Annotated in this window: 15 protein-coding genes; 9 read left to right on the top strand and 6 right to left on the bottom strand. The window is 42.0% G+C overall.

Annotated features, from left to right (window positions below):
- Positions 1-154: 154 nt before the first annotated feature.
- Positions 155-3,316, bottom strand: coding sequence for a PAS domain S-box protein (locus CXF80_RS20390; protein ID WP_101031287.1), 3,162 nt, complete (start codon positions 3,314-3,316; stop codon positions 155-157).
- 1,100 nt (positions 3,317-4,416) lie between these two features.
- Here CXF80_RS20390 and CXF80_RS03530 point away from each other — a divergent pair.
- From CXF80_RS03530 to CXF80_RS03510, 5 genes are all read left to right on the top strand, one after another.
- Positions 4,417-5,019, top strand: a complete 603-nt coding sequence (locus CXF80_RS03530; protein WP_101031285.1) for a hypothetical protein — start codon at positions 4,417-4,419, stop codon at positions 5,017-5,019.
- Positions 5,020-5,132: 113 nt separating this feature from the next.
- Positions 5,133-5,720 carry a class I SAM-dependent DNA methyltransferase gene (locus CXF80_RS03525; RefSeq protein ID WP_101031283.1) on the top strand — a complete coding sequence of 196 codons (588 nt, stop codon included), beginning with the start codon at positions 5,133-5,135 and terminating at the stop codon, positions 5,718-5,720.
- 10 nt (positions 5,721-5,730) lie between these two features.
- Complete coding sequence (locus CXF80_RS03520) at positions 5,731-8,625, top strand: DEAD/DEAH box helicase family protein (protein WP_101031281.1); 2,895 nt, start codon at positions 5,731-5,733, stop codon at positions 8,623-8,625.
- Between the two features lie 314 nt (positions 8,626-8,939).
- Complete coding sequence (locus tag CXF80_RS03515; protein WP_232772032.1) at positions 8,940-10,241, top strand: Xaa-Pro dipeptidase; 1,302 nt, start codon at positions 8,940-8,942, stop codon at positions 10,239-10,241.
- Positions 10,242-11,108: 867 nt separating this feature from the next.
- Positions 11,109-12,713, top strand: coding sequence for an oleate hydratase (locus CXF80_RS03510; protein ID WP_101031279.1), 1,605 nt, complete (start codon positions 11,109-11,111; stop codon positions 12,711-12,713).
- A gap of 292 nt (positions 12,714-13,005) precedes the next feature.
- Here the strand turns inward: CXF80_RS03510 and CXF80_RS03505 are convergent, their stop codons facing one another.
- The gene (locus CXF80_RS03505) at positions 13,006-13,920 is read right to left on the bottom strand and encodes an LPD1 domain-containing protein (protein ID WP_101034664.1); all 915 of its coding nucleotides are present in this window, start codon (positions 13,918-13,920) and stop codon (positions 13,006-13,008) included.
- Between the two features lie 755 nt (positions 13,921-14,675).
- On the opposite strand from CXF80_RS03505, the gene CXF80_RS03500 reads away from it, so the two are divergent.
- A complete protein-coding gene (locus tag CXF80_RS03500) occupies positions 14,676-15,128 on the top strand; it encodes a DUF302 domain-containing protein (protein ID WP_101031277.1) in 453 nt (150 codons plus the stop codon).
- Positions 15,129-15,472: 344 nt separating this feature from the next.
- Entirely contained in the window at positions 15,473-16,180 is a 708-nt protein-coding gene (locus tag CXF80_RS03495; protein ID WP_101031275.1) for an SDR family oxidoreductase, read from the top strand.
- Positions 16,181-16,621: 441 nt separating this feature from the next.
- On the opposite strand, the gene CXF80_RS03490 is transcribed toward CXF80_RS03495, so the two are convergent.
- From CXF80_RS03490 to CXF80_RS03475, 4 genes are all read right to left on the bottom strand, one after another.
- Complete coding sequence (locus tag CXF80_RS03490) at positions 16,622-17,539, bottom strand: LysR family transcriptional regulator (protein WP_101031273.1); 918 nt, start codon at positions 17,537-17,539, stop codon at positions 16,622-16,624.
- A gap of 75 nt (positions 17,540-17,614) precedes the next feature.
- Positions 17,615-18,715 carry a hypothetical protein gene (locus CXF80_RS03485; protein WP_101031271.1) on the bottom strand — a complete coding sequence of 367 codons (1,101 nt, stop codon included), beginning with the start codon at positions 18,713-18,715 and terminating at the stop codon, positions 17,615-17,617.
- Between the two features lie 96 nt (positions 18,716-18,811).
- A complete protein-coding gene (locus CXF80_RS03480) occupies positions 18,812-20,050 on the bottom strand; it encodes an NADH:flavin oxidoreductase (protein ID WP_101031269.1) in 1,239 nt (412 codons plus the stop codon).
- 20 nt (positions 20,051-20,070) lie between these two features.
- Positions 20,071-20,481: a cytochrome c3 family protein gene (locus CXF80_RS03475; RefSeq protein ID WP_101031267.1), complete on the bottom strand. Its 411-nt coding sequence runs from the start codon at positions 20,479-20,481 to the stop codon at positions 20,071-20,073.
- Positions 20,482-20,994: 513 nt separating this feature from the next.
- On the opposite strand from CXF80_RS03475, the gene gloA reads away from it, so the two are divergent.
- Both gloA and CXF80_RS03465 read left to right on the top strand, forming a co-directional pair.
- Positions 20,995-21,381: a lactoylglutathione lyase gene (gloA, locus tag CXF80_RS03470; RefSeq protein ID WP_101031265.1), complete on the top strand. Its 387-nt coding sequence runs from the start codon at positions 20,995-20,997 to the stop codon at positions 21,379-21,381.
- A gap of 13 nt (positions 21,382-21,394) precedes the next feature.
- The gene (locus CXF80_RS03465; protein ID WP_101031263.1) at positions 21,395-22,492 is read left to right on the top strand and encodes an alkene reductase; all 1,098 of its coding nucleotides are present in this window, start codon (positions 21,395-21,397) and stop codon (positions 22,490-22,492) included.
- The last annotated feature ends 151 nt before the right edge of the window (positions 22,493-22,643 follow it).

Here is a 22,643-nt window from a genome sequence, read left to right as displayed (position 1 = left end):
TCAGTGCCCCAGGCAACAATATGTCAAACTACGCCGAGAAGCCAAGATAATATAGGGGTATTTACTCGTGGTTTTACTTGATACAGTGCTGTTTATGCACGGTATCAAGTCCAAAATATCCTGATTGTTATCTCATAATTCGCACTGATCCACATTAATTTGCGGAGACTAATTTAGGCTGACAAAACTGTCGCCACGCAACATCTGGCTGCCAGTTTGCTGCCCACAGAGGAATATCTTTAGCCATCATCGGCCTCGCAATCCCATACCCCTGCGCCAATTCACAGCCTAATTGCAATAGCGCAACACCGTGGGCGATGGTTTCTACTCCCTCGGCAATAACGTCACGCTTAAATGTCTTGCCCAATACCACCACGCTCTCGACAATCGACAAGTCATCGGAGTCATTCAACATATCACACACAAAGGTCTGGTCTATCTTAATCAAACTCGCGGGCAAACGCCTGAGGTGACTCAATGAAGAGTAACCCGTACCAAAATCATCTAATGCAAAATTAACCCCCAGCTTAATACAGGCGAGCATGGTCTCAGAAACCTGCAACAAATCACCTATCGCACTCGTTTCAAGGACTTCTAATTCTAAAGCGCGAGGATCAACCTCGGGGAATGCGGCCAATAACTCAGCCAAACGAGTGGCAAAATCATCACTCTGTAATTGAATTGCGCTAATGTTGACACTGACGGAAATATTCAACCCCAGCGTTTGCCACGCCTTAATTTGACTCAGTGCGGTACCAATGACCCATTCGCCTAGCGCGATACTGAGAACATGATCCTCAATGACAGGCAAAAACTCGTTAGGGCCGATTAAACCACGCTCGGGGCATTGCCAACGAATTAACGCTTCAACGCCAGTCATTTCCCCTGTTTTCATATTGACCTTAGGTTGGTAATAAAGCAAAAACTCATTCCCATCCAATGCCTTACGTATTCTTTCCAATTCTCCATGTTGATTAACCATCGCGGTATTATGTGCAGAATCAAACAAGCGATAGCGGTTCTTTCCCTGTTGCTTTGCAACATACATGGCTTGATCGGCATGACGCATGAGTTGGTCTGCATCGACGCCATCTTGTGGATAAATTGAGACACCAATACTGGCAGATACTTCCAACCTAACGCCCCCCACCACCACAGGATCCGATGCAGCCAGCAATAGTCGTTCTAAGATAGGCTCACAATCCGCCATTGTTTGTATATTTTCTATCACAGCGACAAACTCATCCCCGCCTATGCGAGCCAGCGTATCTTCATTACGTAGGGCTTCCTTCATGCGAGATGAGACCACAATTAATAATTCATCACCAACGATATGACCGTAGGTATCATTAATTTTTTTGAATCTATCCAAATCAACAAAGGCGACCACTAATAATGACTGTTGACGTTGGCTGTGCTTCATGGATTGGGTTAGACGGTCTGCCAATAATGTACGATTAGGTAAGCTTGTTAACATATCATAGTGAGCAATACGTTCTAATTGTCCCTGATGCTCTTTAATCGCAGTAATATCGGTGAATAGGGCAACGTAGTTTTGTACCACGCCAATATCATCGAGTACCGAGCTTATGGTAAGTATCTGCGGATAAACCTCGCCATTCTTACGCTTGTTCCAGACCTCCCCCGTCCAATAGCCTTTTTGTTGCAACGTGGCCCACATCTCTTTATAGAACTCTGGTAAATGAAGTCCCGATTTAAGCATTCGCGGATTTAGTCCTATCACATCACCGCGTGAGTAGCCGGTGATAGCACTAAAAGCATCATTAACGTTTATGATGACACCGTTGGTATCGGTGATGGTGATCCCTTCTCTGGCGTAGGTAAATACGCTGGCAGCAAGTTTGCGTACGTCTTCTGATTGCTTACTCTTAGTGATGTCTTGATGTGTGCCGGACATTCGCATGGGCTTGCCGTCGGTTGTCCACTCAACTACCCGTCCATGATCGAGGATCCAAACCCAGCTACCGTTTTTGTGCTGCATCCGAAACTCACATTCTAAAGATTCAGTCTCACTCCTGAAACAACGCGTTAGCAATTGATTTGTATCATTTGCATCATCGGGATGTAGTAGTTTTTTCCAGGTTTCGATGCTAATGGGTTCAAGCTCTTTAAGGCAGTAGCCCAACATCTCGGCCCAACGTTCGTTCAATATAATGTTACCCGTTAGTACATTCCATTCCCAGGTACCGATGTTGGCGCCCCAAATCACTTCAGCATAACGTTGGCTTTGCTCCCTAAATTTCTTCTCGGTCTCTTCCAAAGCTATTTGGGTGCGCTTATTTTCGGTAACATCTTGGATTAATGACATCACCCCAATAACGTCACCGCGGTCACCGACAATTGGTGTATTGTGCCATTCACAGATAATGCTCCGACCATTTTTTGTCATGTTTTCATTGATGTTTATTGAATAATCATTGTTTTCTGACAATGACTTACAGACATTTTTGATATCGTTTCTATTTTTTTCAGGCACCAATAAATCTAATAGCGAACGCCCCCTAGCTTCATCGGCAGAGTAGCCGAATATGGCTTCGGCTGATTTATTCAACTCAATACATTTTGAGTGTTGATCCCATGAAATGTACCCGAGCGGAGTATTTTGAACATGGTGGGACAGTATCGCCTCACTCGCCTGTAATTTCATCGCGGTCTTGTTGCGGTCGGTGACATCCCGAATGAAGCCCATATAGCCCTGAATTTGGCCATCAACATCTTTAATCATAATTCGACTGGTTTCGCCAACAACGATCCCGCCGTCCTTGTGGCGGTAGTTGGCTTCATAAGGTTTGAGTTTCTCTCCAGCGGCGAGATTAAAATACATTCGACCTTGTCGCTCATATTCTTCATTGCTGGCATAAATAATCGATGTGGTATTCCCAACAAGCTCATCAGAGCGATACCCTAACAAAAGTTCCATTCCCTGATTTATCGATATAATTCGGCGGTCTGGGTCCGCAAAAATAAAGCCGTCGGTTACACAATTAGAAATTGAGGTAAACAACCTTTCGTTATTAACGGATGCTGTTTTCGCTTTCTCAAGAGCGCGCAAGGTTTCTTCGCGTTCACCCAGCTCGCTTGGTAACCAACGCTTGAGGAGAAGCCAGATGACCAGCAAGCCAGCAGCAACATTGATTAATTGGGGAATAATGAGCCAAGAGGGTTGCGACAACAGCTCGTTGATAGCTTTTGGGATCAGCCCGTACAGTGAGGTAAAATACAACCCCAAATAGACACTTTCAATGATGGCCCTGACGGCATCAATGCCAAGGATAATAAGGAGAACGGCAACCATTCCGCCAACAGCTCCATCAAGGGTTGATAATTGTCTATTTTTTAGCAGACAAATGCCGACAATAACCAACCATAAGGTGGTCAATATCCAATATGATATCGGGGTGATAAGGTCAAAAATATCAATTTCCTCTAATCTAATTGACTTGCAGACAATCAGACTAAGAACGGTTAAGAAAGATAAAAAAGCGCATCACAGAGGCGCGCATCATTATCAATAAAACATAGTTAAATCGTAAATTGATCAACCAATTCTTTTAGCTGCTCTGACAAAAGTGCTATTTCACTAGCAGAGGCTCTGGTTTGATTTGCTGCAACCGCATTTAGGAGGGCAAAAACAATAAGAAACTTAAGCTTATTGCTATGCCTAATCGTAAATCCTTTAACATATATTCGCTTAACATCAATACATTGAAAATTATCGATTCATTTTTACTGAACATCGTATTGAATAATTGCCAACAAACTCAGTGTGTTACTATAACACTTTGCTTGTGGTGTCTTATTGAGTTTGATCACATTGCATGATCGCGATGCTTACATTATGCGTGCTATTTAGTTTTTATCACTTATTGAATAATGTTGAAAAAGTTTATTTTTGATAAAAGAAATGATTATCACAATCGTATCCTCCGCGGGCAGCACATGTGCATCGATACACCTTAGAGCTCGTAACAAATAACGGTTTATCATCTTGCATTAAGGTGAAATAATCTAAAATCCCCACAACAATTGAACTAAAAAACCCAATTGCGACCGGATCGATTATCAACACCCACTATTAATAGCTAGCAACAACTATCATCAACTATCATCAACCCCATAGGTTGTCCTCTAACGCTTTAGTGCTAAGCCTTTTATGTTCAAAAATGAGTTTGAACACCTCATTCTTTTACTGACCACATCGATAAATCCGTTACAAGCCTCTACTCAGCGTTTTTCAGGCTTATAGCATTTAGCGATGGCAGCCGCACACTGTTGATGATGTTCATTCTCAATCACAATTTCATAGGTTTATCATCGCGATTAGCAGTTCAATCTAGTCAGCGTAATCAATACACGGTATTGTTACCCCAAATAAACACAGATAATGGATGATGATTGTTTACCTATAATATCAATGGCAAAGCGAGCCGCTATTTTACCTACGCAGCGTTAATAAACTGCGGTTCAACGGCTATCGAACATCAAATTGAAAATCTGCCATTGCAACCCGACTCATGGCGCGCCCTCAGTTTACTCGCCACCCAAATACTTGACCCCATCGTCGATCAATTCGGGCCAATAGCGCTCACTTATGGTTTTTGCTCACCAGAGCTGGTCAGAAAAATTGCTAAAAATCGCAATCCTCATATTGCGCCAAAGCTTGATCAACATTGCTCCCATGAACTCAATCAAAATCAAAAAATTATCTGCGACCGTTTAGGCGCAGCATGCGACTTCACCTTGCTCGACAGCCATAACGAGATCAATGACGGCAAACAAGTCGATATGCAGCAAGTCGCACTGTGGATTTGTGAAAATCTTAAGTTTGATCGCCTGTATTACTACGGTAGAAATCGATCTTTGCACATCAGCATTGGGCCGAAAATGAATCAGTTTATTCAAACAATGAAAACCAACGCCGACACCGGACATCGAGTACCGTCTAAAAAAGGCCGTGGAGAAGTGGCTATAAAGGTGATTCAGCAAGTCGATTATTAAGTGCTTATTTGGGGGTGCTAACAAAGCTTCCAAATTCAAAAAGTAAACTCTTGAGACAATCATAAACGCAATATTGCAGATAAACTTAAACAATATTAATCATAGGCTTATTCATGTCCACCATCGAATTTTACGACCAACATTCACAAGACTTTTTTGAATCAACCGTCAATGCAGATATGAGTGAATTGTACCAACCTTTTATACATCATCTCTCCTCTGGCAGCTGCATATTAGATGCGGGATGTGGTTCTGGCCGTGACAGTAAAGCATTTATTGGTTTGGGCTATAATGTGACCGCTATTGACGCCAGTGCCCAATTAGCCAAAGCCGCCTCAAAATACATTGGCCAGTCTGTCAGTGTTTGTCAGTTTGAGCAGCTTGAGCAGCAACCACGCTTTGCTGGCATTTGGGCTTGCGCTTCATTACTGCATGTTGCCGCCACAGACCTACCCAACACCTTTGCTATTTTGGCCAATACACTGGTAGATGGTGGCGTGTTTTATTGCTCGTTTAAATATGGCGATCAAGAGCGAAGTCATAATGGCCGTTTTTTTACCGATGCTGATGAGTCACGGTTGCAGCAATGGTTACAACAAACAAATTTAGTCATTAACCAGACTTGGGTGACCGCAGATGTGCGCCCTGATCGTGAAAATGAAAAATGGCTCAATGCCATCTTAATCAAAGCAATAAAGTAGAGATACAACAATGAAGTTAGCAGAAGGACCTGTATTAACCAGCGGTGGCTTGGATGACCCTTTTTTACCCAAGTTACAACAAGCAATCAACCGCGCAACCAGTATTGAAATGTCGGTTTCGTTCATTCAGCAATCGGGTCTAGATTTAATTTTTGATGCTTTATCCGATGCGCTAGAGCGCAATGCCAGCATTTCAATTGTCACTTCTGACTATCTTTTGATTACCGATCCGGTTGCCCTACGCCATTTAATGATTTTGCAATCTCGCGGCGCTAAAACCAAAATATTTGTCTGCAAAAATCATCAAAGCTTTCACATGAAAACCTATATTTTCGTCCAGCAACAAACAGGACAGACAGATATAGGGTGTGCCTTTATTGGATCAAATAACATCAGTAAAGCGGCATTTACCCACGCATTTGAATGGTGCTTGCGCCACGATTTATTACCGGATCAAGATCCTAAAGAATTTAGCTATATCCGTGAACAGTTTTTACAGATTTTTAATCATTCGCAGGCAATCGATCTTAGCGATGCATTCATCAACGACTATGCCCAAAAGCGTAAATTATTTAAACCACCTTTATCGATTGTTCATGAAACAGAGCCTGAAGAACCAGTACCTAATTCGGCCCAAGCAGAAGCTTTAATCGCATTAGCGGATACCCGTTTAGCTAAGCAATCCAAGGGACTGGTTGTATTAGCCACGGGCATGGGTAAAACATGGTTAGCTGCATTTGATGTTCAGCAATTTAACGCAAAAAAGGTGTTGTTTGTCGCCCACCGCGAAGAAATATTACTCCAAGCAGAGCGCACTTTTAAAACCTTGTTGCCTAATATGGTGAGCGGTCATTTTAATGCGACAACCAAAGTCATTGATGTGGACATTGTATTTGCATCGATTCAAACATTAGGCAAACCGGAATATCTTAATAAACTAGATCAAGCTCACTTCGACTACGTCATTGTTGATGAGTTTCATCATGCTGGCGCCGTCAGTTATCGGTTATTACTCAACCACTTTACGCCGCAGTTTTTACTCGGTTTAACCGCCACGCCAGAGCGTACCGATCAAGCTGATATTCTATCGTTATGTGATAATAATTTGGTGTTTGAAAAAAACATAATCGACGGAATTGAATCGGGTATTTTGGTACCTTTTCATTACCAAGGTATTAAAGACGAAACGGTCGATTACCGAGAGTTGCCATGGCGCAATGGTAAGTTTGATCCGCAACAATTAATGAATCAGTTTGCTACACAAAAGCGCGCTAAACACGTGTTTGGTCATTGGCAAACACACAAGCAGCAACGCACCTTGGCATTTTGCGTCTCTAAAGCTCATGCCGACTTTATGGCTCAATGGTTTTCTACCCGTGGTATTAAAGCCGTGTCGGTGCATAGCGGCTCAGAAGTTAGACGCGGCGAAGCGCTTGGCCAATTAAACTCGGGGGAAATAGAGGTGATATTTTCAGTCGATTTGTTTAATGAAGGTACTGATTTACCCGCAATAGACACTATCTTAATCTTACGTCCGACTGAATCTAAAATTCTATTCTTACAACAGTTAGGCCGTGGATTACGCACATCACCCGAAACCAATAAAACCTTTGTCTCGGTTATCGATTTCATCGGTAATCACATCAGCTTTTTAAATCGTCCAATGGCGTTATTACAAAAAGCGAATGCCAATGAAGCGATTAAGCATCTTAACAATCCTGAAATCGATTCTAAGTGCTTAATCAATATCGATCCCGAATTGGTCGACTTTTGGCAACAGTTAAAACTTGATTACACCAAAGCAGATCAACAATACCAATTACTCAAAGATGATTTAGGTCACCGCCCTACTGCCACCGAGTTTTATCACAGTGGTTATGTTTGGAGTAAAATGACCAAGCAAAATGATAGTTGGTTTGAACTGGTATTAAGCCAAGAACGTGAAGACAAAACATTAATTTCGTTAACGCCATATTTGATATTTCTGAGTAGAGGGGTTGAAAAAGCCACAATGAGCAAGTGCTTTAAAGCCATTTTACTTGAGGCTTTCATCGAACTAGACGGCTTAAGCACACCGCCTAGTATTGACTCGCTGTGTGTCAAAAGTTGGCAAGTATTTAAACGTTATCCTAAATTGTGGACCCAAGATGTTAAAGCTGATTTACAGCAAGTTAATGCTCAGTCTCCTCAGTGGCGTAAGTATTGGTTAGACAATCCAATTACGTTTTTATGTAAACAGGATAAGTCTGATATTCAATCTTGGTTTGTGGTTCAAAATGATTGTTTACACGCTAATGTGGATATTGCTGTTGAGGATATTGAAACCATCACTCGTAGTATGAGTGAGTTGAGCCAATTACTGCTCGCACGTTATAGCCAGCGCTTAACCAAAACCAAAATGAATACCGCAGAATCGACTAATAACAATCAGGATACTGTAGTTGCTATTACCAAAGATGTTACAAAAGACGCGCAACCATCACTCAACTTTTATCCGGATTTAAAAATCGCTTGTGGTCACTTTAAAACCGCAACAGATGACTACTTTGAGACGCGACAATTAAACGATAGCTTTAGTAGATTAGATCCATCCATCTACTTTATCGCGCCAGCCAGTGGCAACTCTATGAATGGCGGTAAGAATCAAATTAGTGATGGTGATTTACTGTTATTAGAACGGGTTACACCCATCAATGCAGGTTCGATTACCGGACAAATTATGGCAATCGAAATCCAAGATACTGCAGGAGACAATCAATATTTACTGCGAAAAGTGACAAAGTTGGCTGATGGCCAATATCAACTAAACGCCAATAACCTTGATTATCCACCAATGACGGCCAATGAAACCATGAACACTTTTGCGCGCTTAAAGCAGGTACTGGACGAGTCTGACTTTGGTTAAATGATGGACACCTATAATGAAGCAACTCGAGCATGGCTTCATTATTCATCATCATTATTGCTCGTGCAATTACGCTAAAACAGCCCTTCATTACTATCTGCTAATACAAATTGATACACAAATTATTACGTGTAACGTTAACAAGTTGTTAATATGCTTTGTAAAATCGAGTATTTATCGCTCGTATGCTTTTTAAGCTATGTGCAAACAGACGTTTAAGCAGAGAAAGAGCTGGCTATGCCTAGTGCTATTCCTAGTACGATGCAACGTAAACAATGTCCGCGCCTAACAATAACAACAAAGGATTTTTACAAATGGCCTCGCCTTTAAAAAATAATAAAATTAATGCGATTAAGATCGCCCTTAGCCTAATTTTAGGTACCACTTTTATGTCTCCAGCGATTGCCCAAGACACGCTGATCTTAGCCGATGCTTATATCGACGTTGCTAAAGGTAAAAGTGTTAATGATGCTGCAATTATCGTATCAGACAATCAAATAATTAAGGTTACCACCGCTGCAAACATCACCAATAAAGCCGATTACAACTTGGTCGATCTCAAGGGTAAAACGCTGGTGCCTGGGGTGATGGATATGCACGTGCATTTATCTGGCGATGCTGAAGATAACTTTTTAGAGTCGATGAATTATTCAGTGCCAAGACAAACCGTTAAAGCGGTTAAAAATGCCCAGAAAACCTTACTTGCAGGCTTTACCACAGTGCGAGACTTAGGCGCATCGGGTTATTCCGTCATTGCTACTCGCGATGGAATAGATGCTGGCGAAATTCCTGGGCCACGCATTTGGGCTGTAGGACATGCAATTGGCATTACCGGCGGACATTGCGATGATAACTTCCCCGCACCAGAAGCCCACGCTAAAGCTCAAGGTGTTGCCGACGGCCCTTGGGAAGTGCGCACTAAAGTACGTGAAAACATTAAATATGGTGCCAATGCGATTAAAGTCTGTGCCACTGGCGGGGTATTTTCTAAAGGCACCCAAGTTGGCGCCCAGCAGATGACTTATGAAGAACTCAAATCTGCCGTGGATGAAGCCCATTTGCGTGGCCTTGTTATCGCCGCCCATGCCCATGGTACTAGCGGCATTAAAGATGCGATACGCGCGGGTATCGACAGCATTGAACATTGTAGTTTTATGGATGATGAAGCCATTAAAATGGCATTGAAAGCGGGCACTTATTTGTCTTGCGATATTTACAACACTGAATACACCCTCGCCTTTGGCGCAGCCAATGGCGTACCAGAAGCCAATATCAATAAAGAAAAGCAAGTGTCACAAGCCCAGCGTGACAGCTTTAGAAAAGCCGTTAAGGCCGGCGCCAAGATGGTGTTTGGTTCAGATGCGGCTATTTATCCCCATGGAGACAATGGTAAACAGTTTTCTCGCATGGTGACCTTTGGTATGACGCCTATTCAAGCCCTGCAGGCCGCGACGGTAAACAGTGCCGCACTGCTAAAACAAGATAATTTAGGCCAGATCAAAGCGGGTTTCTTGGCCGACATTATCGCCGTAGACGGCAATCCGCTGGATAACATCAGCTTAATGGAAAACGTCACCTTTGTGATGAAAGACGGCGTGGTTTATAAAAAACAGTAAACCATTAGCTAACAGGCCATTCTTTATAAACAATTATTTTGAGCAATGAGTTTTGAATAATTTGTGTTGAGTAATGGGTTATAAGCAAGCCATTAACGGTATTCTTCAAGGTAGATATAAGCTATTCATTATGGGTCGTTAGCAATAAGCTTCAATACCTTTACCAATCTAAAACGCCAAGGCCTAGCTATTAAGCTAGGCCTTTTTTATTATCTAAACTTGATGTGTAGTTGCACGATCTCATGACAGTGATCATTTAGTTCAGTGCTAGATAATCAAAAATGAGGACTATGGCAGATTTAAACCAGCAAAAAAACTTATCGCTATCCTTACGCCGGAGACAAGCGGGACATGATTTGTAGGGCATTAACGCATTACGCGTGAATGGCGAGGTTAAGTAATTGGAAGCGCTTATTTTTATTTTAAATTTTAAAATTTATGAAAAATGACATTTATTCTTCTTATACTTATTAGTACATGCGCTGTTATTGGATATTGACCACTCTGGCCGTTATGGGGTGAGCATTGGGAGTCGTGGGTTATATACAGCGCCAAGCTGACATCATCTATCTGAAAATGCATCTTAAAAATGTTATCAGCAGAGATTGTTGGTATAGGGTGAGACGAGCCACCAGCAGCAAGTTTTATGGCTTTGCCTAATCGTATTTTATCGTCTTGTCGCTCACATAAGGTTAGCGTTTAGAAACCTTAATGGAAAAAAAGATCCACCTAATACGGTTCACTTAGCAGGTAAAGCTAACAAGTGATCAAACAGTGACAGGCTAATGGGTTACTCCTTGTTGCAGGCATGACTGATGCTCGATAGTGGTGGCCCTTCAAGAAAATTATCTTAAGGAGTACTAAGCAATGCAACAGGAAAAAAATAGCAATCCACAAAACTCAAAAATTTACCTTGTTGGAGGCGGTATTGCATCTCTTGCCAGTGCAGTGTATTTAATTAACGATACCTTTATTGCGGGTAACAATATCCATATTCTAGAGCAAAATGAGACCTTAGGTGGTGCTCTGGACGGTTGCGGCGATCCTGAAAACGGCTTTGTTATTCGCGGTGGCCGCATGCATGAACAACATTTTGTCTGCTACTGGGATTTGTTATCACATATTCCCTCTTATGATGATCCTACGGTTTCTGTCACCGACGAGACATTTGAGTTTAATGCTCGATATGTTTCTCATGCCCAGGCCCGGTTGCTGAAAAAGGGCAAACGGATGGATTTATCATCGTTCGGACTGTCTTTAAAACATCAGGCAGATTTACTTAAACTGACCTTTGTATCAGAAGCCACCTTAAATAATGTGCGGATTGAGGATTGGTTTGAAGCCTCCTTCTTCGAGACGAACTATTGGTACCTCTGGACCTCTATGTTTGCTTTCCAAAAATGGAGTAGTGTGGCCGCGATGAGACGCTACATGAAACGCTTTATCCATTTATTGGATGGGATGCCAACGTTGGAGGGCATCATGCGAACTCAGTACAATCAATATCACTCTGTCGTGATACCGCTACAACGATACCTACAAGAAAGAGGGGTTAATTTTGATTTGCAGTCCCAAGTCGTTGATATTGATTTTAAGCTTGCGCCAGACCACAAAAAAGCGACCATAATACATACACTAGATAAAGACAAAAACGCCCAACAGATCCCCTTAAGTGCTAATGATTATGTGTTCATTACTAACGGTTCCATTACCGAGAGTACTGATCAGGGTTCTTGGACAGAAGCACCAGTATTAAAAGATAAATCCACTTCGGGTTCTTGGATGTTATGGGAAAGCATCGCCAACAAAGACAGTGCCTTTGGCAATCCTGGGGTGTTTTGTGATCATATTGATCTGCAAAAATGGTACTCCTTTACGGTTACCCTTAAAGACCGCACGTTTCATGATTATATGGAAAACTTCAGCGGCAACTTAGCTGGCACCGGTGGGCTGGTGACGATGACAGATTCAAACTGGCTGATGTCGATTGTTGTTGCCCGCCAACCGCATTTCCCTAACCAGCCCGGTGATGTCAAAATTTTTTGGGGATATGGGTTATATCCTGATAAAAAAGGCAATTACGTCGATAAAAAAATGTCGGACTGTAGTGGACAGGAGATCCTTGAAGAATTATGGGGACATTTAGGCATTAAGGATTTAATGAACCCCGTAGTTGAAGCCCAAAAAATTAACTGTATTCCCGTCGCCATGCCATTTATCGATAGTCTCTTTATGCCTTGTGCAAAAGGGGATCGTCCCGACGTGCTGCCTCAGGGGGCGGTTAATTTTGCCTTTCTGGGTCAGTTTGCCGAAGTACCAAAGGATTGTGTCTTTACGGTAGAGTATTCGGTGCGCAGTGCACAAATGGCTGTTTATGGGTTATTCGAGACCGATAAGCAGGTATTACCCGTTTATGACTCTATTCATAACCCCTTGGTGTTAATAAAAGCGATGACGGCTATTTGTCGATAATGAGCAGAGATTGAAGGATAGGCATTAATAAACATAAATCGTATATACGCCCATAGACATTGGCGCAAAATCTGTTTAGACCAATACGACAGCATAAGTATGGCGCTTTTAGGGGGAACAACAGCTAGCTGGAAATCGATGAGAAAATGTAAACTAATGGCGTCAGCATTTTGTGTTACCCGTATTGGGCTGTGCTTTGTCCTGAATGAATACATTAACCCGTTGTACTTCGCATTAACGCTGATGTTATTGCGCTAATGCGAGTCAATGGATATGATTCAACGCCTTGTGGTTATAGCTGATGTTGTTTATCGAATGCTAAGCCTAACGGTTCAAAATATGCCAGCATGGCTCGATATATTTCACGGCAGTGATCAGCGTCTGGATAGCCTCCTGACTTTGCGAGTGGCGAGTTAATCGTACTATTAACTAAGTATGGATTGGCTATATTGGCATTGACCTGTGAATACATTTCAATGCTAGCTTCGAATGCACGCGCCATCATTTCAGTGGGTTTTGCGAAATATTGGCTGCGTTGCAGTTTATCTAATGCGATTGAGCGCCGCACGTACTCATGTGGTGAGGAAGCATGTGATGAGGATATATCTGGTAAGGAAGCATCGAGTAAAGAACCGTGTGGCTCTTGGCTGCTGGCATTCAAAAAGGTGATTTCGAATAATTTGGATAATTGCTGGTTAAGTGGATGAGCAATTAACGATTTGTCGGCAAGCCAATGATCGGTGGCACAAGCATATCGATTAGCAGCGCTCATGTAGGCATCTGGGCTCAACAGACTGTCATCAATAAACATTTTGTCGGCAATGTAATGATCGAACGCATGCCAAAATTCGTGGGCTAACGCCCCTGCTCCGGCATTTTTAGCTAAGGCTAGCTCACGATATGCTGGTGAATAATGTGCCTGAACCCCCTTTTGTCCACCATGACCAAAGGCAAAGCGTAAACTGCCACGTAAGCCAATTAGTTCAGGCGGCACGCCTAGAATATTGGCTAAGTCGGCTAGCGAGTCAAAAATTAGATTTGCCGCAAGCGCAGACTCTTCTCGGTTAACCCATTTACCGACACGGATATGCTGCAAACCAAAGGTATGCTTGATGTCGAGAAAACTGACCGAATCGCCATTACGATAGTCAGGCCCTATACGTTCAAAATGACGTTGATGATTTAATAACGAATGATGTGAAGCCAAACATACCTCGAAGTAAAACAAAAAAAGCATGCTGAGTTTACAACATGTGCATACCATGTCTATAGCGTAAACATGCCGAAAAGCGGTCTAAAGAGCAGTCCAAATGACGGCACTATACTCGCCTTAACCAAAAGGCTTAGCCTCACATAATAATCGAATAAATATTCTTGTTTATGCAAAAATAAAAGTCTTACCCGGCACAGATTTTTAACTTCCATTCATTTAAATGCATATTTACGCATTGTTGCGTGCAACTGTTTAAATAAAAACCAATCTATAATTAGTAGGTTAATTTATTGGTGCATATTACGTCCACCAGCACTTGATGGATCGTATACATTACGATTCTTCATTACGTCTCTACATTACGACTCTTTATTGCGATAGCCTAAAGAGTAAACAACAGTATTGGGGGGTCACTTAAGTATCACTAATTGAATGCCTATTTAAGCCTGTTCGCAGTACGATGGTTTAAATTTAATTTTTCATGGCGGATTTATTCCACGACTGAAACCATTCCTGGCAGGGACGTTATGGATGGTTCGTCCAAAATAATGACTTTGGGTACTGCAGTTAAATTAGGGCCGCGCTGATAAAGTGGCCTGAAACTTAGCTCATAACTTAACTCATATTAATCGTGCTCGCGTAGAACAAATGCTTAGCTAAGAATTTATCACTATTTTTATAACGCTGCTTGTGCCCGCGTTTTATGCCGAAGTGCCACTATTCATCAAACATACCTAATAGGTGACTTTATGATTAGAAATATTTGCTTAGCCGTTGCCGTCTTATTCGCTTCGACTCATGCTTACGCGTTAGAGAGCCTTATCACTGTTGAAAGCCATTACTCGGCCAAAGAAACGGCAGATAGGTTTGAGACAATCATAAAAGATAAAGGGTTTACGGTTTTTTCCCGAATTGATCATCAAAAAAATGCCGCCGCAGTGAACTTAGCACTGAGGCCAACTGAAGTGATAATTTTCGGAAATCCTAACATCGGCACCCAATTGATGCAGTGTAACCAGCTTGTCGCAATTGACTTGCCACAAAAGGTATTGATTAGCGAGGATGCTGATAACAAGGTTTGGCTGTCGTATAACAACCCGAAGTACATTAAACTGCGTCATAATATTGCCGGCTGCGATAAGGTTATTAACAAAATATCGGCTGCTCTCAATACATTAAGCATTGCTGCAACGTCCAAGTAGTTACTTCGCAGCTGGTCATTTGAGCTAAGTCGTTTGAACAAGTCGTTTGAGCAAGGTAGTTCACGCAAGTATGTTGAACGCCCATTTACAGCCACCAGCTTATGAATTCAGAGCAAGTATACGAGGAACAAGCAGAGCATGACAATGATCACTAAGCCTTTGTGGTTGATCGTAATACTGCCGCATTGTTGGTATTACTCTATCTATCGCAGCACAGAATAAACATTTCGATTTACATCCACAATGGCACAACGACAAGATAATATTTATCAATATTTTACATCTATATTTATCAGAAGAAGTTATCAGAAAATTAGATAAAACAATCGATTTAGAGGTTTTTAATGAATAGTGAAGTGGTATTAATCACCGGTGCGAATAGAGGCATTGGTCTAGCGTTAACAGAGCAATATCTTGCCAACGGTTGCAGCGTCATAGCGACCTGTAGAGATGACGCGACAAAGACGGATCTTATTTCGTTAAAGGCTCAGTTTTCTGACAAATTATCCATTGAATCGATGGATATCACGAGCCCTGAAACCATCCATGGCTTAGCGAATAAGCTCCGTCAGCAAAATATAAGTCTCGATTTAATTGTTAATAATGCAGGCTTTTTAGATCGAGATAATCACAGTATCCATGCTATCGATTATGCTGACGCTGAAATGTGTTTTAAAGTGAATGCGCTCGGGCCATTATTTTTAACCCATTGTTTACTAACTCTATTGAATAAAACACGTTTGTGCAAAATAGCGATTATCTCGTCTTCTAAGGGATCGTTATCACAACCTCAAGGTGTCGATTGGTATGGTTACCGAATGTCTAAAGCCGCAGCCAATATGCTAGCCATCAATTTATCGACAGAACTTGTTGATGATAATGTCGCGGTGGTCTCTGTTCATCCTGGCTGGGTGCAAACTGATATGGGCGGCAGCTCTGCACAGGTAAAGGTTAATGATTCCGCGCTTGGGATTATCAACGTGATTAACAATTTATCTATTCACAATACCGGTCAGTTTTATGATGTTAGCGGTGAGCAACTGCCGTTCTAATCAGCCCGTCAATCCGTACAGCAAATCACTAACTGTTTTGTGGGCAATGCGTTTATACCTTGGTTCGAAATTTGGGCGTCTGTTAGTGCGCAAATATGGTGCTGATGATGTTTATGTTACGCAAATAACTAACAAATTGACCGATATACACCTAAACATTAGATAATGCGCATTGATGTTTGCCCGCGACTTGCATTAAAGGTTTAAATAGATAAGATATTGTTTTAACTTGTTTATCCTTGATATTGTTATGATGTCTGTATGTTAACCAGCATAGATTGGTAACATTAATTAAATCGACAGTTCATTATATTGACATTAACACAATCAAGATGTTGTTTATCTTTCCCAGCCGCATAGCGGCTTAATTCAACAAACCCTTAATGTTGACTGGTAACGCGCTGCATTGGTAATGCTTTGACAGCAAATCAATATTAAGGCTTATAGCAGGCTGGGTAACTCCTTTTTCAAAAATTCAATAAAGGATAACACCTTGATAGAGGAGCTCGTTCCGCGATAGCACACCGCACTGATTTCTCTTTTTTCATCAATTGTTTGATCTTTTAATACCTCAATTAACTTGCCGCTATTCCGATCTGCTTTGGTCATAAAGTCAGTGATACACGCTATACCGGTGCCAGACAGGGTCATTTTTCTTAACACTTCACCACTAGAAGCTACAACACGGGGAGAAACCCGAAGGTTCTGACTTTTACCATCTTCAATCGGCCATGTGTTAAGGATCGAGGGGCCTTCAAGACCGAGTAATATGTGATTGTTTAAATCTTCTATTGAGTTAGGAAAGCCATACTGACGAAGATACTCTGAGCTGGCCAATAAACGTCGTTTACTCGAGCCTATGTGAGTAACTTGATAGCTATTTTCAGTCAGTGGCGCGACGCGCAGCGCAATATCTACTTTCTTCTCGATAATATCAATTATCTCTTCGTTGTTTTGTAACTCAATATTGACCTGTGGATATTGGGTTAAATACTTCTTTAGAATGGGGCTGATGAGGTGAACTAATACCGGTGATGCACCATTAATCCGTAAGGTACCCGATGGCGTCGCACCATTAGATCTAAATTCATCCTCAATGTTGTTCACTGATGCGGTGATCTCTTTGGCATGGGCGAGTAACTTCAGTCCATCCGCAGTAAATTCAATCTTTCTGGTGTTACGCATTATTAATGATGTACCGAGCTTAATTTCTAATCTCGACAGGCTGCGGCTGATTGTTGACGGCATGACACCAATATCAACAGAGGCACAACTTATAGAACCTGAATTATAGACAGCCAATAAAATCCGCAGCTCGTCTAAGGTTACGTACTCATTCAACATCTTTTCTTTTGTCATCGGTGTAACCTATCGAGTATGTCTACCCTATCAAGTAATTAGGCCAATCGCATGGATTGGCCTATGTCTGTTATCTTAGAAGTAGTAGCCAAGATTGATGTTTACTTTTTTGTCCCAATCGCCAAAGGCATCTTGCAAGCCAACATGATTACTACGTGAAGACCAAAGCATGTTCTTGCCCACAATAAAATCGAACCAGGCAAAGAGTGGCCCGTTTGCAACACTGATACCGGTAACGTTCTGATAGCTATTATCGAAGTCGTCTTGCTCAGGCATCAATACGTTAAAGTCGTTGTAGATTTTTAAATCACCCCAAGCAGAGGTAAGCTTTCTGGATACATTGACGGTGACTGCAGAGGCTTCTGATGCAATCTCATAAGCACCACCGCATACGCTCATTGCCACGGCATTTTGATCCGATGTGGCGGTATCAAATTGGTATTTCAGGTACTGAGCCTGCACATTCCACGCATCCATTGTACCGTCATAATGAACGGCATATGCATAACGATTGTCATTATTACCGGTAGCATTGTCGTACATTTGACCATACTCAACCGATGCACCAATAGTAGATTTTATACCAAAAGTGTCAACAAAGAAGGATTGACGCAAGTTAACTTGATTTGACTCCTCTGCGGTGTACTCGGTACCATTAATATTACCAGTGTAAAGATCGGCTGCAAACCGATTGGTTAATGATGCAGAGTTTTCAGCTCCTTTGAAGAAAGCCATATCGGTGCGGTAACCATCGCCATCGTACTGAACAGAAAAACCTGCGTCGTAGTCATCCTCAAAGCCTACGTAATACTGTAAACTTAGCCAATAACTATTAGAAATATATCCTATATTACCAAATGGAACCTTGGCGATACCCGCTCTAATCGTGGTGCTTTCATTAGGGCTGTAGTAAGCAAAACCATGTTTAATCGCATCAAAATCAGCTCTCAAGCGATATTCCATAGAGACACCAAAATCGTCTTTTTCGCCGTTAAACGAAATTGCAGCAACCTCAAATTTCATATCACCGAGTTTATCTTGAGATGCATCGTCATAGTCCACATAGACGTAATTTGCGCGCACCATGCCGCCAATATCATAATTATCTTCAGCGATAGCCGGGCTGCTTAACATTGTTGCGGTAGCAAGTAGGATAAATATTTTTGTTTTGTTCATCGTTAATATTTCCATCAATAATGTTGATGACCGCACTGAGTTATTAGTTTTTATGCGGTCAATTAGGTAAACCAACTCAATAAATTGGTTAAATAGTTAATGCCCGGCAGGGATATAGGCGCGCGATACATTGAGAACACATTGCGATTTTTGAGTGCCATAGTTGGCGATACACCAGTTACACGACAAACAGCGTGGCTTGTGGTTTGGATCTTGTTTCCAGTTGTTGGCTAGATTAGGCTCAGATAACATGGTTCGACCAAAACCAAATGCTTCAATATTGCTAACTTCTGCGAGAATTTTTTCCATTAGATGTGGTGAGCGATTGCCCCCAGTCACCATCATTGGAACATCAACATGTTCGCTGATATATTTAGCATCATCGGCAAAATAGGATTGGTCTTTCTCGTCCTGAAGCTCAGGATGAAACTCCCCCATTCCGCGCACTTTATTACCGCCACTGATATCCAATGCCGTAATACCACGCTTAACTAAGCCTTTAATGACAAATAGGTTTTCATCTTGAGTATTACCACCCGCTTGACTGCCCAAGTAATCACGGCCATGAACCTTGGCAATAATTGGGTAGTCAGCACCGACAGCGCCACGAACGGCTTCTAAAATTTCAAACGCAAACCGAGCACGATTTTCTATTGGGCCACCGTATTCATCGGTTCGATCGTTGTAATAAGGGAAGAGGAATTGGCTAACCAAATAATTGTGAGCAAAGTGCAATTCAATGGCATCGAAACCCGCTTTTTTAGCTCTGAGAGCGGCATCGATAAATGATTGAATGGCAAATTTAATGTCATCTTTAGTCATGACTTTATTTGGCACTGTGCCATAAATAGGGTGTGGCACTTTAGATGCGCCATAGACTACGCGGTGGTCAATACGATAGTCACTCTGTGGGCCAACCATTGCTAACTGTACGGCTATTTTAGCGCCATGATCGTGGGCATTTTTGACCACTTTTTGATATAAATCGATCTGAGAGTCATCATATAAGCCCGTACCCGCTTGGCCATATTGATCGTCCTTCATTATGTAAGTCAGACCGGTGATGATAAGACTGACTCCACCTTGAGCGAGTTCGCGATGGACGCGCATCAAATCTTCAGTAGGATCACCATCGACAGTGGCGCGATACTGAGACGTAGCAGAACGGATAAGTCTGTTTTTTAGGGTTAATGTGCCTAGTTTAACTTCTTCAAATAGTTTGCGTGTAGACACGGGAGCTGCACTGCTTGCATTACTACCAAATGCGACTGTGGTTGATGCGCTTGCAGCAGCAATGCCCATAAATTTTATTAATGTACGACGGTCGATACTCATAATTACCTCAATTCAAATTATTATTTATGGCAGCCGGAATTTGTGCATCCAGTTAAGCTAGGCTTGTCTTTACTTCTGGTCTTTTGCTCTTTGATATGACAAGACATACAGCGAGTTCCAAGATCACCTGGCAGTGCTTTACGACCATGAATGATGTTGAAGTAAGCGTTATCTTCAGACTTGTCTTTCTTCGCGGTAGAGTGACAGCTTGCACATTTGTAGGAGGTAAAGCTCATTGCGCGTTGTTCGTTTTGGTGATGGCATTGAGTACATTCCACTTGTGCGTGACGCAAGTGATCAAACGTAATCGGCTTGGATGTTTCGTGCATAGGTAGAATGGCTTGCGGTACTTCTTGTTTTACCGTCTCCGATAAGACGGGCATCGAAATAGCTGCAAGTAATATCGCAGCAATGGTTAATCTGGTTTTCATAATGCTTCCCAATGTTTATTTGACCAAAATATTTCATCACGGCTTCATTGATGCTTCAACGCAACTGGCGCAATACTCTTTTGCAGAAATAAAAAACAAGCTACTATCCTGTTTTAATTAATAAAAACTAATTAATGGGACTGTGTATTATCGTGGGGAAATGCGCAAAAATGAGCGTTTTTTTCGAGGTTATTAGTGATGTTAAAGGCAGTTTGCACTTGTACTATGAGGGTGATCACATTGTTGGTTTTCTGTTTTTATATCATTTTTGAGGCAAAACTATTTTTGAAATTTTTGTAGCAAAGCATTTGATATTTCATTGTTCGAAGCCAATTAATAACAAAATATTATTAAAATGATAAACTATCATAATTTAATGTTCTCATTGTTTTAGCGTATATTGTTCCCATCGGCAATAACTCATCATCAATACGCACAACGTATACTGTTCCTTTCGAGATCAGTGATGCGTTTTAACGTGACGGTCAAAATAGACGGTCTAAAGAGAGATTTATGAAATTTTTACACACTATGTTAAGGGTCATTGACCTAGAAAAATCAATTGAGTTTTATATCAATGTGCTGGGTATGAAAGTGCTAGAAAGAACCGAAAACAAAGACTACCGCTACACCTTAGTTTTTGTGGGTTATGGCACTCAAGCAGACAGCACCACAATTGAATTAACCTATAACTGGGATACCAATGAGTATGACCATGGTAATGCTTTTGGTCATATTGCGCTGGGTGTAGAGGATATTTATAGTGCCTGTAATGACATTAAAGCACGCGGTGGCAAAGTAACCCGTGAACCAGGACCGGTAAAAGGTGGCTCAACCCACATCGCCTTTATCGTCGATCCTGATGGATACCAAATTGAACTTATCCAAATTAGCAAGTAAAGAGGAATACAGAATGAACAATGCACTATTTCAACCAATACAGCTCGGTAAACTCTCTTTAAACAATCGTATTGTTATGCCGCCAATGACGCGCTCGCGCTCAACCCAACCGGGTAATGTCCCCAATGAGATGATGGCTGAATATTATGCTCAACGAGCATCAGCAGGTCTTATTGTTACAGAAGGCACCCAAATATCAGTAATGGGCCAAGGCTACGCATGGACGCCAGGTATTTATTCTGCAGAACAAATTGCTGGATGGCAGAAGGTCACTAAAGCGGTTCATGCACAAAATGGCACTATCTTCGCCCAGCTTTGGCATGTTGGTCGAGTGTCTCACCCTGATAATATCGGTGGTCAACAACCTATTTCGTCTTCCGCACTAAAGGCAGAAAATGTAAAAGTGTTTGTTGATAACGGTAACGAACCCGGTTTTGTTGATGTTGTCATACCACGAGAAATGAGCAAAGCTGACATTGAGCATGTGATTGGCGAGTATCGTCAAGCAGCGTTAAATGCGATTGAAGCCGGTTTTGATGGCATAGAACTGCACGCCGCTAACGGTTACTTGATTAACCAGTTTATCGATTCTGAAGCGAATAATCGTACCGATGAATATGGCGGCAGTATTGAAAACCGTTTGCGTTTTCTTGGCGAAGTGGTTGCCGCAATGACGCAGGCCATTGGCGCTGATCGTGTTGGCGTTCGTCTTGCGCCATTCACATCGCTAAATGGTACTGTTGATGCAACACCGATAGACACCTACATTGCCGCGGCTGTATTACTTAATAGCCTTAATGTGGTCTATATCCATGTGGCTGAAGTAGATTGGGATGATGCCCCAGAGACGCCAACAGTATTTAAAGATACGATTCGCGACGTTTATAAAGGTGTGCTTATTTATGCGGGACGTTACAACGGCGAAAATGGATCTCAGGCCATTGATGCTGGTGTAGCAGATATGATTGGTTTTGGCCGACCATTTGTCTCCAATCCAGATCTGGTAAACCGTATTAAGCATAACTATCCATTAGCGTCTCACAACCCAGAGACATTATTTGGTGGTGGTGAACGCGGGTATACTGATTACCCCGAATACAGCCCAAGCTAATATAACCTCAGCTCAAGTTAAGGTTAACCGGTGAGCGATTCTAACCTTAGGTTGGTATCGCTTCATGCCTATTTGCAGTCTATCACTCACGACATCTCTTTTGGTTTTCTCGTATCATTGCGACTGACCAAGAGCCTTGACCCTTTTCCCA

It is taken from the genome of Shewanella sp. Actino-trap-3, from assembly GCF_002836275.1.
Classification (GTDB): Bacteria; Pseudomonadota; Gammaproteobacteria; order Enterobacterales; family Shewanellaceae; genus Shewanella; species Shewanella psychromarinicola.
The sequence above is the reverse complement of the archived record's forward strand: the minus strand, read 5'-3'. Positions and strand labels throughout refer to the sequence as shown.